The sequence below is a fragment of the Candidatus Nitrosocosmicus sp. T genome (genome assembly GCF_054408485.1).
In genome coordinates this window covers 1,557,755-1,573,064 of record NZ_CP166992.1, presented here as the reverse complement: position 1 = coordinate 1,573,064, position 15,310 = coordinate 1,557,755, and the positions used below count along the sequence as shown (strand labels likewise).

The 15,310-nt window shown below is 33.2% G+C and carries 14 protein-coding genes; 6 read left to right on the top strand and 8 right to left on the bottom strand.

Annotated features, from left to right (window positions below; all coding sequences use genetic code 11):
- Nucleotides 1–451: 451 nt before the first annotated feature.
- Nucleotides 452–955 (bottom strand): hypothetical protein, encoded by a 504-nt coding sequence (locus tag AB0A59_RS08075; protein WP_458742796.1) that lies wholly within the window; start codon nucleotides 953–955, stop codon nucleotides 452–454.
- Nucleotides 956–1,016: 61 nt separating this feature from the next.
- Nucleotides 1,017–1,250 (bottom strand): hypothetical protein, encoded by a 234-nt coding sequence (locus AB0A59_RS08070; protein WP_458742794.1) that lies wholly within the window; start codon nucleotides 1,248–1,250, stop codon nucleotides 1,017–1,019.
- 101 nt (nucleotides 1,251–1,351) lie between these two features.
- Between AB0A59_RS08070 and AB0A59_RS08065 the strand changes: the two genes are divergently transcribed.
- Complete coding sequence (locus tag AB0A59_RS08065) at nucleotides 1,352–2,383, top strand: NAD(P)/FAD-dependent oxidoreductase (protein ID WP_458742792.1); 1,032 nt, start codon at nucleotides 1,352–1,354, stop codon at nucleotides 2,381–2,383.
- A gap of 61 nt (nucleotides 2,384–2,444) precedes the next feature.
- On the opposite strand, the gene AB0A59_RS08060 is transcribed toward AB0A59_RS08065, so the two are convergent.
- Nucleotides 2,445–2,918 carry a COX15/CtaA family protein gene (locus AB0A59_RS08060; protein WP_458742790.1) on the bottom strand — a complete coding sequence of 158 codons (474 nt, stop codon included), beginning with the start codon at nucleotides 2,916–2,918 and terminating at the stop codon, nucleotides 2,445–2,447.
- Nucleotides 2,919–3,320: 402 nt separating this feature from the next.
- Here AB0A59_RS08060 and AB0A59_RS08055 point away from each other — a divergent pair, with 402 nt between their 5' ends.
- The 4 genes from AB0A59_RS08055 to AB0A59_RS08040 all read left to right on the top strand — a co-directional run bounded on the left by AB0A59_RS08055 (nucleotide 3,321) and on the right by AB0A59_RS08040 (nucleotide 7,593).
- Nucleotides 3,321–3,560: a hypothetical protein gene (locus tag AB0A59_RS08055; RefSeq protein ID WP_458742788.1), complete on the top strand. Its 240-nt coding sequence runs from the start codon at nucleotides 3,321–3,323 to the stop codon at nucleotides 3,558–3,560.
- Nucleotides 3,561–3,839: 279 nt separating this feature from the next.
- A complete protein-coding gene (locus AB0A59_RS08050) occupies nucleotides 3,840–4,493 on the top strand; it encodes an HNH endonuclease (protein ID WP_458742786.1) in 654 nt (217 codons plus the stop codon).
- Nucleotides 4,494–4,762: 269 nt separating this feature from the next.
- Complete coding sequence (locus AB0A59_RS08045; RefSeq protein WP_458742784.1) at nucleotides 4,763–6,007, top strand: hypothetical protein; 1,245 nt, start codon at nucleotides 4,763–4,765, stop codon at nucleotides 6,005–6,007.
- A gap of 188 nt (nucleotides 6,008–6,195) precedes the next feature.
- Nucleotides 6,196–7,593 (top strand): M20/M25/M40 family metallo-hydrolase, encoded by a 1,398-nt coding sequence (locus tag AB0A59_RS08040; protein WP_458747585.1) that lies wholly within the window; start codon nucleotides 6,196–6,198, stop codon nucleotides 7,591–7,593.
- A 214-nt stretch (nucleotides 7,594–7,807) separates the two neighbouring features.
- On the opposite strand, the gene AB0A59_RS08035 is transcribed toward AB0A59_RS08040, so the two are convergent.
- The 5 genes from AB0A59_RS08035 to AB0A59_RS08015 all read right to left on the bottom strand — a co-directional run bounded on the left by AB0A59_RS08035 (nucleotide 7,808) and on the right by AB0A59_RS08015 (nucleotide 13,386).
- Nucleotides 7,808–8,110, bottom strand: a complete 303-nt coding sequence (locus AB0A59_RS08035; RefSeq protein WP_458742782.1) for a hypothetical protein — start codon at nucleotides 8,108–8,110, stop codon at nucleotides 7,808–7,810.
- Between the two features lie 250 nt (nucleotides 8,111–8,360).
- On the bottom strand, nucleotides 8,361–9,080 hold the full coding sequence (locus tag AB0A59_RS08030) for a hypothetical protein (protein ID WP_458742780.1): 720 nt from the start codon (nucleotides 9,078–9,080) through the stop codon (nucleotides 8,361–8,363).
- 502 nt (nucleotides 9,081–9,582) lie between these two features.
- The gene (locus AB0A59_RS08025; protein ID WP_458742778.1) at nucleotides 9,583–11,490 is read right to left on the bottom strand and encodes a potassium transporter TrkG; all 1,908 of its coding nucleotides are present in this window, start codon (nucleotides 11,488–11,490) and stop codon (nucleotides 9,583–9,585) included.
- A 370-nt stretch (nucleotides 11,491–11,860) separates the two neighbouring features.
- The gene (locus AB0A59_RS08020) at nucleotides 11,861–12,313 is read right to left on the bottom strand and encodes a hypothetical protein (protein WP_458742776.1); all 453 of its coding nucleotides are present in this window, start codon (nucleotides 12,311–12,313) and stop codon (nucleotides 11,861–11,863) included.
- 323 nt (nucleotides 12,314–12,636) lie between these two features.
- The gene (locus AB0A59_RS08015; RefSeq protein WP_458742774.1) at nucleotides 12,637–13,386 is read right to left on the bottom strand and encodes a cysteine hydrolase family protein; all 750 of its coding nucleotides are present in this window, start codon (nucleotides 13,384–13,386) and stop codon (nucleotides 12,637–12,639) included.
- Nucleotides 13,387–14,481: 1,095 nt separating this feature from the next.
- Between AB0A59_RS08015 and AB0A59_RS08010 the strand changes: the two genes are divergently transcribed.
- Entirely contained in the window at nucleotides 14,482–15,171 is a 690-nt protein-coding gene (locus AB0A59_RS08010) for a hypothetical protein (protein WP_458742773.1), read from the top strand.
- Nucleotides 15,172–15,310 lie beyond the last annotated feature (139 nt).

Sequence of the window (15,310 nt, the reverse complement as noted above, 5' to 3'; positions counted from 1 at the left end):
CCTCGTAAACATTCTCTCCCAAGTTGAGGATTTGCAAATGTTCTGGTATCCAAAAATCATGGGTAAATAAATATATATTCTAGCATATAGTTCGTGATTTACTGATGTAGTAACAAATAAAACTCATACAGTAATTGATCCATTTCCTGATTCCTGATATAATAGTAAAAGTTTCTTTTATGTTATAACTAAACAGTTATTCATTTAATCTATTCACATAAAAATCGTTGATATTGGACGGCCAGTCATTGGAAGGCCAGTCAATCATTTATACATACATTCATCGATTCATTGATTCATTATATCTTATAGTTTCGTAATTGTAATAGTATTCTATTTTCAATTTTCACCTCTGCCTGAAGATTAAGATATGACATCTGGAAAAATTATTTAATCTTTCTAACTAAAGATACTACTACCACAATATTAGCTTACATCTTCTATTAATCAATCACTTCAAGAATTTGAAGGTATCGAGAATGGTATCAAATATTTCTTGGGTCTCTTCTGAATCAAAAAGCTCCACTTTATTCTGAAACGCTAAAAGATATCCCTGACTATCATGGGAAACAAGGAAGCGTCTTATTTTAATATCGCCTGATTCAGTGGGATATATTGTAGTTGCCTGAGCGGTCTTATTCCCGTCGATCTCATAAAAGAGAGTTCTCGCTTCCTTGATTAAAGTTTCGATATCACCAAGTGATGACTTGAGTCCCCTTTCTAGACCAAAAATTTTTAACCCAATATTTGCCTCGGTCGACAATTTGATGATGTTAAATTGCAGGTCTTTATTTCTTAAATTCAGGTTGTAATTAGCATCCGCGCTACCTGAAGAATCATTCTGGGACAATAGGGAAGAGTTATAAAAAAATGATATTCCCATGTTTTTATTATAAAATCTTTTGAACAAAATATCATCCATTATTTTTCTAGGTGACAAATCATTAGGGTCCATGGTTTTTAAAATATACTGTCAATTATCAATTGTTAAATCAGATTGGAGTGACTGCTATTAGCTAGTGTTGATTTTTGGTCTTGTTTTTTTGTACCCTATCAAGATAATAATAAGACACAAAGTATAAGAAAAATCCACCGAGAACCACTACAAACCCATAAGTCGAAATTGATTCCCTGTTAAGCAAGCTTCCCAATCCTACAAGAATTGCTCCAAGGATCATCAATGCAATGCCAGCCCTTAATGGGCCGGCCATTTTTCTCTTTTTTTGTTTGGGAGCCCTTTTTGCAACCATTTAATACATTCATTATGATAAATCTTGTTTTTAATCATATCCATTAATGCTGTCAAATAATGAAATCAATTTATTTGTCATAGAAAGTATAGAATAATATTATGAGGATTGCTGTAGTTGGGATTGGAGTTGCTGGTGCATATTTGATGAATCAACTTAGCGATCTGCACGATGTACACGTACAAGGCTTTGAAAGAATGCCTAAAAAGGATCATGATGCCGTCTGCGCCTGGGCCACTTGTGATAATGTAATGAAGGGTTATGCCAAAGCATGTGGTCTTAACTTTGATAATTATGTTTTACATGATGGAAAAAAGATGAGGGTCGATATAGGAGACGGGATAGATTCGGGCAATACGATTGACATTAATTTAAAAGGTATGATAAGCTATGATAAATTAAAACTAATCCAAGATATGATATCTGGGACAGATGTTATATTCGAGAAAGTACCGAATAAGAAAGAACTTGAGCAAGATTTTGACTTAATCATAGACTCCACAGGATTTCATAGACATTATTTACCCAAGTTACAGGATGAATTATGGATCCCTTGCATTCAGTACAAAGTAAAGTACGATCAGATACCTTTTGATGATTTTTATTTAAAGGCTTTTCCATTGTTGTCGGGTTACTTTTGGTACTTCCCATTAGGCAACGGATATGCACATATAGGATCAGGAGATTTCCACAGAAAACAAACTCATATTTTTATGGATTCATTCATGAAAAAATACCCATGTGAAGTAATCAAAAAAGTAGGTAGGCCAGTAAGAATTACTCCTCCTTCGAAATGCCTTCCCTTTGATGACGGGAATAAAACTATTGGTGTCGGCGAATCTATAGGGACCGTATATGCATTGTTAGGCGAGGGCATAATCCCCTCCACTATTTGTGCTCAACTATTTGTCGACAACTTGTACGACAAGGAGAGATACTTTTCTGAAGTCTTGTCGACTTTCAAGATTTATACAAATGTATATAACTTTATAAAAAAGCGGATATCTCAAAATTTTAATATAATCAGAGATCTTGTTGAATTACTTAAAATCTACAAGTATATGAAAAAAAGTGAGGATAGGTTTGGAATGGAAATTAATATGTTAAACCTTTTTAAACTTACAAAAATTTAGAAATATACTTTATTTTTTTAAGCTATAGATTGTAATAATTTCAAAAATTCGTTCAAATATTTTATGATTTTATGACGTGGTGGTGGTGGTGGTGCTGCAAGGAGACTAATGTAACCACCAATATTCCAAACAACGCGATTCCAGTTGAAAGGTGACTTGCTACGATGATAGGATGCAATTTAGTTGCAATAACTGCCCATCCGAGAATTATCTGTGAACTAAGCAGAATAGATGCTACAGAAAGTTTTAGGCTAAAATTCCTGTTTCTAACCTTGGCCAAAGAGTACACAGTAAATGAAAATAGTGACAACGATAGAATCAGTACCAAAAATCGATGATAGTGCTCATAAAAATATTCCTCCGGGGGAAAATTAAAACCGTTAGGACAAAGTGGCCAGGTCTTGCATGAATATCCTTGATGTATGGACGAAAGATATACGCCTAGTATCATAGTAGAAAAAGTTATACACAGAATCATAAAAGTAACTGCAAACAGTAATTTGCTTGGAAAATCCCTATGACCTATGCTCTTCAAACTTAATAGATATTCATTTTTCTGTCGTATTTTTAAATGTTTATAGCTGATATAAAATTATTAAAGAGGTTAAAACCAGAATATGATCTAGAATTATGAAACATGTGAGAATTTCTTACTTTGGGTTTATTGCATCGTTTTTTCTTGCTATTCAGTTTTTGCTATTTTCATTCTTTCAAGCATTTTACCATTCAAGCACATTAGCCCTTGGTAAGGACATTTCTAATAAAAAATTCCAGTACAGTCCTGAAAATATCAATTTAATAGGCACAACAACCCAAAATAACGATATAAAAAAATGATTGTTTCAGATCCCTTTTATCAAATGATACTCTATTCCTAGACTAAATTCTTTTAGTAGAGAATACTAACGTAACGACAAACAGAGAAGTTCAGTTTTTTGTGAAAAGAGGACTTATCAATGCTTCATTAGTAACGTACAATGGGCGTGATTATGTAAAAGTTCCAAACTATAGTGGTTCCAGTTTTGAATCCAATTTTTCTAGAAATAGTGAAGTTGCCGGATCGGGAGAAACCTATGCCAAAGGTTCTGGCACTTTCTTGGCGGAGAACGGTGATACTATTAAATGGGACGCCTTCGATCAAATTATTAAAAGATCAAAAGATGCTTTTTTTATATAGCGATTATATTTTTCTCTTCTACTGATAGCAGAAATAATACTTTATCTTATCTCACAAATCAGGTGGGATTGTATAAATTTTCTATCAACTCTAATATTGCGAATACGGATACTATAATTATAACATCACTACTACTATTATTATTATGATTATTATTATTACTACCACTCCAAATACTACCTATAGAACCATCTGGTTGTGGCCATAAGCTTATTAGTAAAAATACGAAGATAGACTTGAAGGCAAATAAATTATATTTACTGATGAAGGTATAATTAGATGATAGTCAAAAAGAGAAAGAAAAGAGGAAATAAAAAGTCTAAAGAATTAAAGAAACCCTGCGGCCCAAATTTGACATCATTAAAGTCGTTACAATTAAATCATAAATTAAATAAAGAAGGAGAAAATGTTCAGTTAACCATAATCAAAAAGGAAGATAAATCCAAAAAATGCCTAAATTTAGTTGTATACATAAATGAATTTGATAGAATAGACGAAGAAGGCAAACAAAAATGCAGGAATAACGATTGTGAAAACCTGATTTGTAAACCGTTTAGGAAATATTGTTCAAGAAAGTGCAGCAAGGAATTTACCAAATGGTATAATAAGAATTTTTATTGGCGTAATATTCGAAATAGCGTTTTAAAAAGAGATAATTACACCTGCCAGATCTGTGGATTAAAACTAAACAAAAAGAAGAGACTTAACAAAAAAATTGAGAATTGGCTTGAATGCGACCACATTATACCCAAATCTTACTATACTTTTTTGGGTTATAATTTTGATACATTAGAAAATAAAATCAGGACTGTACTGGAATTTTTCCATAATGAAAATAATTTGAGGACTTTGTGTTATAAATGTCACAAACAGGTAACAGTAAGTAACCTTAAGACAAAGCCGTTACTAATAGATATAGATGATAACATATGATAGATCATAAGTAGCCTAATAGTTTCTCCTAAAAGGTGAGATTACGATTTATGTAACTAGATAAAAGAACCACATTTAGAGTATCACTAATTAGTTACATTACCTTAACTAGGATGGAGTAGGTGATAGAATGAATTGTTTGCTTTCGTTCATCGTTGAGATCTATATAAACTATATTTAATATATATTATCTAAATTTTATATTAGAATTTATATTAATAATTATATAAAGAAATTTATAGCATAAATCGCTAATAGGTTTAACACAATTGAACAATATCTTGGCAGACCAAACTCTTGGGTTAAAAAAGAGAATTCAAGATGACCTTCGCCGTCTGGATGAAATCTATAGAGTTGGTGTTGAAATTGAAATTTGTTTGCTTGATGACAAATCACTGCCCGTAAATGCATCCCCACTGATTAAGGAATTAAACTCAAAGTATGATGTTGATGCTGAATATGGAAAGTGTCAGTTCGAAGTTAAAACCGCTCCAATTTCAATGCATCGTTTGTCAATCATAAATGTTTTTTTTGAAGAATTCATAGACTACCTTAGTACCGCAATTAACAAAGTCTATAAAAATAAGAATGTAATCCCAGTATTTCTTGGAGGAAACCCATCTCCAGACATATTTAAAAAAAAGTTGATAACAAGAAAAGAGCGCTATTTGAACATCTATGAATGGCAAAAGAATATTCCAAATATAGAAATTGATGGCCAAGAATTTAGGGCCCGCAACATTGCTACAGCAATACAGGGATTTCATCTTCACTTACAAGGGTTGAATCCTATCTATACTACCCACATGTTCAATTATATTTTAAATTTATTGCCTTCAGCAATATTACTAGGCTCAAATAGTAGGTTATTTGCAGGAAGACTATTTTCACTTTATGAGCCACGCATTTATTTGTATGATTATTCAGAACAGCAAAATTCTGGATTTCCAGCCATACCAAAATACCTTGATAGAATTGAAGATTATATAGATTATATCGCCTCACGACCAGGTCCTGATGCTACAAATGATTATTTTGGTCTAGAAAAAGATAGACATGATGATCTTAGGATACGGTTGAATTCTCCTTATTATAGAGTTGAAACTAGGATAATGTCAGTTCAGCCGACCCCTAAAGAAATTGTGGCAATGATTGAGTTTTTTATTGGATTCCTGTATCGTTCAATATTGGAGGGAAAGCCATTACGACCACTATCCTCTATACGAGAAGAAAGGTTAGCAGTGATCCGTACAGGGTACAATTCTAAAACCCATTTCAATGTTTCAGAAACTGCCAAAACCCAATTACATGTAGCAAAAAAAGGATTAAAAGATTTGGGACTGGGACCAGAATTTATTGGAATACTTGAAAATCGACTAGAAAATAAGACTTCTCCTGGTGAATACGTTTCCAGATTATGGGAGTCTAAATACAATGGAAATGTTTATCAAACAGTTTCAGAAATAATCCAACATGTCTGGGACAAAACAAAGAGTAATTCTCCACTCCTATAGAACTTTTTAATAACATTTGTTATAGCTGTATTTTCTATATTTTATTTTAGTTAAATTTTAATCTAATTGATTTAACAAAATTTTAATAGATAATGTTGTGTGATAAATTAGTCGACTGGATATGGTATCAAGGAAGATTTCTTTATTATTGTGTTTTATTGGGGGGGCAGGTGAATTAATTGGATAATATGTTACTTCCGGCTTCTTTGACTGAAGATCAAATGAACGATCTAATATCCGATTTACAAGTTTTAATAAGACAACCAAGCATTTCTGCAACTAATCAGGGTTTGGAGGAATGTGCAATCCTCTTGTCAAATTTAATGAAAAATGCTGGAATCTATTCAGAACTTTTATTCTTAGACCTAGAAGAACAAGTTGAAAACAGAACTATCGGCCCTATCGCTCCAGTTGTTTTTGGTGAGGTTAGGTCTAAATCCAATCCCAACGGAAAAACTTTATTGTTTTACAATCATTATGATGTACAGCCAGTGGATCCAGTCGAAAGGTGGAATGAAGATCCTTTTAGTGGGAAAGTAATTGGCAATCTAATATATGGTCGAGGGTCATCCGATGATAAAGGTGAACTCATCACCAGAATAAAGGCCGTAGAATATTTTTTGCGTGAGACAGGGGATGTTCCTTGTAATATAAAATTTATAGTAGAAGGAGAGGAGGAAATTGGAAGCCCCAACTTGATAAAATATGTGCAAAAGTACAAGGAAAAATTCAAGTCTGATTTGGTAATATGGGAAAGCGGGTATGTTGATAACGATAATAGAGCAATAATTTCATTAGGTCAAAAGGGAATTCTAAATGTAGAAATTACGGTACATGGACCTAACAGAGATGTTCATTCAAGTTTGGCAGTAGCAATAGCCAGTCCTGCTTGGAGATTAGTATACCTATTGTCTTTGTTGTATAACACCAATGACGGGAAAATCCTAATTAAAGGATGGTATGACGAAGTTATGCCTCTAAGTGAAAAAGAATTGCAATTAATAGCGGATGAACCTTTTAACGAGGAAGCGTTCAAAAAGGAATATGGTATATCAAGCTTCATTAACAGACAATCAGCTTACGAGATAAAGAAAGCCTTAGCAACCGAACCTTCATGTAATATTTCCGGGCTGGTTGCAGGATATACCAATAAAGGAGTAAAAACAATACTTCCATCAACCGCAACCGTCAAGATAGATTTTAGGCTAGTGCCAAATATGGACCCCTACAAGCAGTTCGATAAGTTAGTAAAGTATTTGAGATCAAAAGGCTATTCAGAGAACGAAGTAACTATAAACTACCTAAGTGGTGAGCCATCTTTTAGAACACCCTTGAATAACAGGTATGTAAAAATAATTGTAGATTCTGCGTCAAAGATATTTAATGGTATAGTTTTGAATGTTTCCTCTTCAGGTACTGGTCCTATGTATGTTTTTAAAGACATCTTAGATGTAGATTCCATATGCGTTGGTAGTACAATTTTGCCAAATAAAATGCATTCACCAAATGAATTTACTAACCTTGATCTATTAAAAAAAGGTACAAGATGCTTTATTGAAATCATTAATAATTTTTCTCGAAATTAAGATTAAGATACAGGATAAAAATTCTTATAAAAAAAGAGTAGATGTCGAAAATAAAATCTCTCTTTTCCTCCACCACGTCTACCATCTCTCTTTTTATATCTTATTCTCTTTACTTTCCTCTTGTCCTTCGGTCAAGGTGGATTCAAAAGTAGCCTTTAATTTGGATTTTTATGATAGGAGAATGTTTATATATATCGAAGAATAAATAAAAAACTTAAGAATTGGGTTTATAAGGTTCTAATTTCCTAGTAATTTTATTTATCACATATTTTTCCGGATCATAATTATATTTTTTTCCTAATTCCTCTAGGTAGTTCTGAACATCATGCCATGCTTGGCGTCTTTTGTTGATAAAGTCTGATTTAGATGTTCCTTCACCAGTATCACCTAATTTGGTTAGATCATCTAATGAGGTTAAATCCAAAGCAATTTGATATAACTTTGAAATTTTTTCAATTTCAGATTCCGAAAGTATTATATTATTTTTGTTTGGTCCATTGTTGTCTGGATTAGACATTAATATCTTTTATCTATGTCATATCATTCTAATAATATAATGCCTATGGTTTGAGAGAAAAACTTGACAATTATCTGCGAGAAAAACTTGACAATTATCTGCGAGGTTTTGAACAAAAAGTGCAGGCAAACATCTAAGATAGGAATTTTATAAAAAATCTAAAACCAAACGTCGTGTCGCAAAATAAAAAGCATAAACAAAAATTTTAATAAAAAAAAGTCAATTGTAAAAAATCAGGGGATTTATCGTACTACCAACCTGAACCTTGACCACTACCGCCAGTACTACTACCACTATGCATTCCTTTCATTCCCATACCATAGTCGCCATATCCTTGACCACTACCGCCAGTACCACTACCACTATGCATTCCTTTCATTCCCATACCATAGTCGCCATATCCTTGACCACTACCGCCAGTACTACTACCACTATGCATTCCTTTCATTCCCATATCTCCATGACCTTGAGAATGCATCATCATCATCCATTCCATCATTGGAACCGGCTTTGTTTGCAATACTTGACCATTTCCTGGGTCAACCAATACTTTGGAAAATTCCATGTCAGGTGAGCCAAGAAGTATCTCAAAGACAAGGAATCCGTCTTTCTCTGCACCATTTGCGGACATTGCAAAGGATCCATTACCTACTGATTGTTCTGCAGTAGAAATAGCATCTGTCAGTGTCACATTAAATTTATCTCCAATAGCTTCGTACATAGTTTCCATCATGTTTAATGTGCCGTTAATTTTTTCATATTTTTTATGTTCTTTTCCCATCATTGATTTATCATAGTTATCTTTCATCATCATCATGTTGTCTCCACCGGTCATATTGGTCGTGTTTATACCAGACGTTGCATTTGTCTGGGCCTGAGCGGCGTTTGAATTCATTAGTGGCAAAAGTCCAATCGTGGCTGTTAATATTCCTGCCAAAAACAGAAAATTCAATGAATTAATTGTATTCATTGTGTTATTATGGATTTTAAAATATAAAAGTATATACTATATTATTACAATAGAAAATTATTCTATTTTATTAGCATAGGCAGGACTATTCTTGTACATCCCTAGTGCGACGTTTTATGTAATCTTGCATGGTCTTTTCAAAAATTTTAGGTTAGAGGATTACACGAGCATAAGGAATCTTGATCAGAGAAGGGTTGGATTCATTGATTGTATTAATTCCTCTTTTTTGCAATTTGTATATAGGGATTTGTTTTATGGTTGGTAAATCCGAGTGGTCACCAATTTTTATATTTATGCCTTGAATTAATTATGCTACTAAAAGCAATAATAGTATATTTTCTAATAATGATCCACCGGAGAAATATTTCAAATCGAACTTTTCTACGACGCATCTTAGAGTTTCGGCATTCTCAAAAAATGTCGGATGTTATAGCATGAGCGATCGATTACACTGGAATAAAGGTTGCTTGTACTAGTATAATCTAAATAAAAAGCTGACAAGTTAATGTTTCTTTTTTATTTTTGAAATCTCTAAAAATAAATAAACTACCGCAATTATTTCAAACCTACCTACAATCATATTTATAATAAGCAATGTTTTTGAAATTAGATCTGCGTTGATGTTTGTTATTCCCGCGGATAGACCTGACGTAGTTAATGCTGAAACCGATTCAAACAGCGAATCTAAAAAGTTCTTTTCTGTAAGGATTGATAAAAGTGAACCAGTAAAAAAAGACATAAAGATAAATAGGAAAATAACAATGATAGCTTCATTAAATGTCTTTTCTTCCTTATGTATATCAGACTTTTTTTCCCAACCATGATATTGGTGATCGTATCTTGAAGACACTGAAGAAATAGATCTGGTTGTAACATCTGCCGAAAATTTCCTTTTAGTCATCTTTTGAACTATTTGTAATATTCTTCCAACCTTAATTCCACCTGCAGTCGAGAACGCTGTTCCTCCAATTAGCATCAAAACTATTAACAAAATTTTACCGTCATCCGATAAAAGCGTAATGTCTATAAATTGAAAGCCCGTAGTTGTTGCAGCACTCACAGTATGAAATATCCCTACCATCACGTTCGCAGTGGGATCAGATAAATAAACAAGGTAAGTAAAAATGGGAATTGCAGCTAGTATGATTCCAAAATACAAAATAACTTCGGGACGCATTTTTGTAGTGTGCATTTCTTTACTAAATACAGCATAATGAAAAGCAAAAGGTAGTGCAGAGATTATCATTCCAGCCATTATTACAAACAGTTCTAGAAAGTTTTCAGACGCCAAAGTTGTAGATGAAGGAACGAAGCCGCCGCCAGTAACAGAACTAAATATTAAGGAAATAGTATAAATGATATCATAGTTTCCTGAAATATATAATAAAATAGATAATGCTAAAGTGTATATACTAAAAATTACGGCTATAGTAAGAATCAATTGTTTTAACTTTAGTGTCCCCCCTCCTAACATTCCTTTCATATGCGCCAACTTTCGTTCTGGATAGAAGAACGTGATGACTAAATATACGAAACTTAACCCACCTATCCACTGAGTAAACGATCTATAAAAATCAAAACTCTTTGGGAGATCTTCAGGATAAACTAACATCGATAATCCAGTTGTTGTAAAACCTGATGCGCTCTCAAAGAAACTGTTCACTATCAAGGTTAACGGATCTATTCCTTCGCCAAACGGATTTACATACATGTATGGTATGCTTCCAAAAAAACTCAGTAAGACAAAACTAAAGACCATGAGAATAGAAGCCTGTCTGAGATTCATGGGAGTCTTTTCTCCATAGGCATTCAAGACGAATCCGGTTACTGACATACTTGTAATCCCAAGAAAAATTCCCGTTGCAGATACAACTTCACCCAACGCGGTGGCCAAGATGGCTGGGGCAATGAAAAGCAAGCCTGAAAATTGAAGAATAAAACCTAGGTTTCCCCATATTGGCTTGTATCTTTCCCTGATCACTACTCTATAACTTCTAAATTGCCTCTCTAACACTGAAGTTCTGATAGCATTAGCCAAACCTTCTTGGGTTACAATTCCCAAGATGTGGACATTATCGGTTACAGGAATTCTTTTGATCAGATTGAGTCTCATAAGTTCCAAGGCCTGTCTTACATTTGCTTTTGCTGAGATAGTAATAATGGGAGATGACATTATTGTTTTTACGGATACTTCGTCGGAATCCTCACCTCTCATAACAATCTTGTCTAAGATATCACTATCTGTTATAATCCCTACATATTCTGATTTTTTGTTGTTTACAATTATAGTTTCGGCTTTTTTGTCATGCATGACTTTTACAGCGTTTGCTGCATCAATTTCCTCATCTACTAATATGAAGTTGTGATGAGCATAAGTTAATACCGGGCGATTGAGAGGATCTGTATCCATTATTTCTTCAGAAGTTAGTTAAGATGATATGGCAAATCATTTTAAACTTTACTATGCTTGGAAGTTTAAAAACCATATAAAACATTAGAACCGAATAATGATTTTATTCAATTTTAATGATTCTTTTTATTTCTCTTTTGAATCTTTGAAAACGAGACAATTAGAGTATTCGCTCATGAAAGAATAGCAAAAGGCTTAGACTACTGATTTGCTCGCAGGCTGGCTATCAAAGACATGAGAGGGAAAAAATGTGATTTCTTTGCCGCAGGCATAAGATGGGTTATTAAGATAAAGCCAAGGACTTTATCAGTAACAATGATTCATACCCATTTGACTATAGAGATACATTTAACAAATAAATTGATTTTTTTTATGGAATTGTTAATGTCACAGTTTCTGGCGTATTGGCTGCGCTGTTAACTCCAAATACTCTTTTTATTTCGTCATCACCATAAATCACTTCTGCATTAAAGCCTTTTCCGACCGGAGCTTCAGCGGAATTGAATTCAAATGTATAAGTGGTTGTTTGTAGTGCAGGAAATATCAAACTACCCTGAGTTTGGGGATTACGGGAACCGTCAATAGCAACATGAAGTGCCCCGTGCTCGTCTAAACTGCCAGTATTTTGGACTTGCACTATTACCTTAAACTGGCCGCCTTGACTACTTTGGGCATTTACATCTTTTAAACCCCAGAAAATGACAAGTGACCCGATTAGGATTAGAAGAGTACAGGTGCATAACAAATTAATTCTTTTACTTTTGTTTGTGTTTCTAATTGAAGGAGATTGCTTTAGAGCCATTCCATCGAAAAATAGCTTCATTACTATATCAAAGGGAAATTATGTATTAAATTTTTTTTATGATTATGCTAGTATAAAATTCTGAAATACTATTGAATAAGTTATTCTGAGGCTTTAATTGGACAGAAGATTTTAAATCTTTTTATTAGTATCGTTTGATTGACTCTTGAATCCAAAGCGATATACTTGAGAACCTGATAGAGCCGAGATAGTCTATTGTCTTGCTGATAGTCGTTGTTGGTATCTTCTTAACTTGTTCTTCAAACGCATTTTTGGTTTTCTATAATTTTATTTCTTGTTATCATTTTTAAGTCTTTATAAAATTTGAAATTAGGTTTAATAGCCTATTTCTTTTCTTTTCTTACATTTATCAGATTATGCTTTTCAAGGAACTGGCTAATGCTTTCATTCTCCTCATCATTTGATTGCATCTCATCCTTATTTAGATCTTCAAGTGTCTTAATCATTTTTTTTAAATCATCGATTTTAATCACCACTCCATAGTAGTCCCTAACTCTCTCTATAGTGGTTTCATAGTGTTTTTGCGACCCAGAAGCTGTCGCATCGGACACTAGGATAACGTCATAGCCTAAATTGAAAGCGTCTCTTAAGGATGTCTCAACACAAATTGAGGTGTCTATTCCACAGAAAATCAAAGTATTTACATGTATGCTTTGCAACCAAACTCTTAATTCTGTATCTTGAAATGCTGAATCTCGTCGCTTGAGGATAATATGATCTTCTGGAGTAGGTTTTATTTCATCAATTATATGTGCATCCCAAGTATCCCTCATACAGATCGGTACCTTTTTATTTTGAAGTCTTTCTTCCCGTGCTCTGGGTAGGATATTGTGAATGTGAAGTAATAAATCGATACCACTTGGTTCCCTAATTGCCTCGGTATAAAATATTGGAATTTTTTCATTTCTACAAAAACTAATCAGTCTTTTAATGTTTGGGATAACTTGTTGGTAATTTTCGATATTCATACCAAGTTTATCATAGGACCCGCCCTTACTAACAAATCCGTTCTGCATGTCAACTATTACCAAACCTAAGCTGATGAGGTTACTACCGAATTGTATTTGTAGCATTAGACATAGACTATTTTACCTTATTAAAATTGTTTTTTTGATTTTCTCTTTATTCAATTTACTTCCTAAGCATCTGTTAGTCATCATCATCATAATTATGATGCATCTATAGTTCAAGCTAAAATATTATACACATAGTCAGTATTAGTCACCATCTTATCCCACAAAATAATTTGAGCAGCTGCACTGCAAGAAGGTAACTAACATGGAAATAGAGCTAGTCTAGTCATAAACTAATTTGAATTTGTAAACCTAGGTTACTTATCCAAATCTAAAAGGCATAATAATCCTATATTCTTAAAGTACTATCACAATGGGTTTGGATATTTATTTTATTGCGGTGACAGAACACATTGACATCTTAGCAATAGATGTAACTATGTTACCAATAAAGATGTTTTTAAGTAATCTAGCTGTCGCATCACTCACAATATGGTTTACTCCCTCTCTTTTGGTATATACAGTTCTGCCCAAATCCGGGCTTAAACTTGTATCATAAAACTTTGTTTTCAATTTCAGGCCTTTGTCTTTTGCAATTCTAGATAAATCTGCTAATAATTTCTTTATTTACCAAATTTCTTCTTCAATAGATATAGTATTGTAATCCTCTTCCTTCTCCTCCTTCTCCTCCTTTTCAAGTAGTTTTAAAAATCTAGAATATTAAATGCCTTAAATGCTATAATTTGAGAATTATACTTTAGCACCAAATCCTTCGAATCCAAATGCCTTAATAGAAGTTTCAAAGTCGTTGATTTCAACCTAATATTTAAGAAATTTTATTTTTTTTCATTATTTCTCTCATACAAATTTTTTTTATAAAGTTTGAATAGCATTAGTGAGTAAACAGTCCAACCACAGATGAGACAATTTTGGCAATTTGTTATTGCTAATCAACCTATACCTGAGTTCAACCGATAAATGACAATTCAGGACAGTTATGCTTAAATAAATATGGGTCTGATATCAAATATTCTTACCTATTCTCTAAAAACTTAATTATGCATTAGACTATGTATTTTCTTAATGCACTTTTTATCTATTTCAACGGGAATAAAATACTGCATAATTTGCTTCATATCATTAACTATATTATTAATGCTAACATCGTATAGTCTACAATTTTCAACTGTAGTGGCATCTACTAGCGAAAACGACTCCACTACTTTGTCTGTTGTCAACGCCACAAACTCCACAGACACCACAAACTCTTCTCTTTTACCCTCCTCAGTACTTTCTAATGCGTCAACCGTTAACCTCGAACTGCCTAATTCCACTTTAGGTTTAATTAATACAACCTCGCTAAGTGAGCAATTTGCTAATATGGATAACTTGACAAATGCAAACGAAACTGGAGGTACAATTCTAAACGACACCCAGTTGACTGGGACAGAGAATATAACCCTAGTAGCCAATTTTTCTTCCAAACCCGTAGGACTTGACACCGATTATCAGATCACAGGCAAACCATTGGTTCTGATAAATGACGTCCCTTTGACATATGAGTATTTAAATGATACTAGCGATGAAATCACCATAACCGATATTCTAATCTCTATGAGAGCTACAGTCAAATTAGACAATTCGACAACTAGTGCACTTCCTGTATACTTGAAGGTATTTTCAAATCCGGTAAATACAACTCAGAACGTCGATGGGTCTCAAACTATAATCAATAGCCCCAATTTAGTAGAAAATATCGAAATTGGTGGTGTTATATTTTCAGACGCATCAACTAATGTAAAATTATATCCAAACGGTACGGGATCACTTAGAGTAAATAACTAGAGTAAAATCTTGTAACTAATGGGAATACTAGAATTCAACTCAATTCATCTTTTTTTTTAATAATCATTTTGCTAACCTAGACTATTATATCACAAATTTTACTTTTTAAAGGTTCGTTGTGAACTTGACATATTTTTGA

What these genes read in the sequence shown, in the direction of transcription:
- AB0A59_RS08075 (WP_458742796.1), bottom strand. Translation starts at nt 955, where the DNA reads ATGGACCCTAATGATTTGTCACCTAGAAAAATAATGGATGATATTTTG.
- AB0A59_RS08070 (WP_458742794.1), bottom strand. Translation starts at nt 1,250, where the DNA reads ATGGTTGCAAAAAGGGCTCCCAAACAAAAAAAGAGAAAAATGGCCGGC.
- AB0A59_RS08065 (WP_458742792.1), top strand. Translation starts at nt 1,352, where the DNA reads ATGAGGATTGCTGTAGTTGGGATTGGAGTTGCTGGTGCATATTTGATG.
- AB0A59_RS08050 (WP_458742786.1), top strand. Translation starts at nt 3,840, where the DNA reads ATGATAGTCAAAAAGAGAAAGAAAAGAGGAAATAAAAAGTCTAAAGAA.
- AB0A59_RS08040 (WP_458747585.1), top strand. Translation starts at nt 6,196, where the DNA reads ATGTTACTTCCGGCTTCTTTGACTGAAGATCAAATGAACGATCTAATA.
- AB0A59_RS08035 (WP_458742782.1), bottom strand. Translation starts at nt 8,110, where the DNA reads ATGTCTAATCCAGACAACAATGGACCAAACAAAAATAATATAATACTT.
- AB0A59_RS08030 (WP_458742780.1), bottom strand. Translation starts at nt 9,080, where the DNA reads ATGAATACAATTAATTCATTGAATTTTCTGTTTTTGGCAGGAATATTA.
- AB0A59_RS08025 (WP_458742778.1), bottom strand. Translation starts at nt 11,490, where the DNA reads ATGGATACAGATCCTCTCAATCGCCCGGTATTAACTTATGCTCATCAC.
- AB0A59_RS08020 (WP_458742776.1), bottom strand. Translation starts at nt 12,313, where the DNA reads ATGAAGCTATTTTTCGATGGAATGGCTCTAAAGCAATCTCCTTCAATT.
- AB0A59_RS08015 (WP_458742774.1), bottom strand. Translation starts at nt 13,386, where the DNA reads ATGCTACAAATACAATTCGGTAGTAACCTCATCAGCTTAGGTTTGGTA.
- AB0A59_RS08010 (WP_458742773.1), top strand. Translation starts at nt 14,482, where the DNA reads ATGCTAACATCGTATAGTCTACAATTTTCAACTGTAGTGGCATCTACT.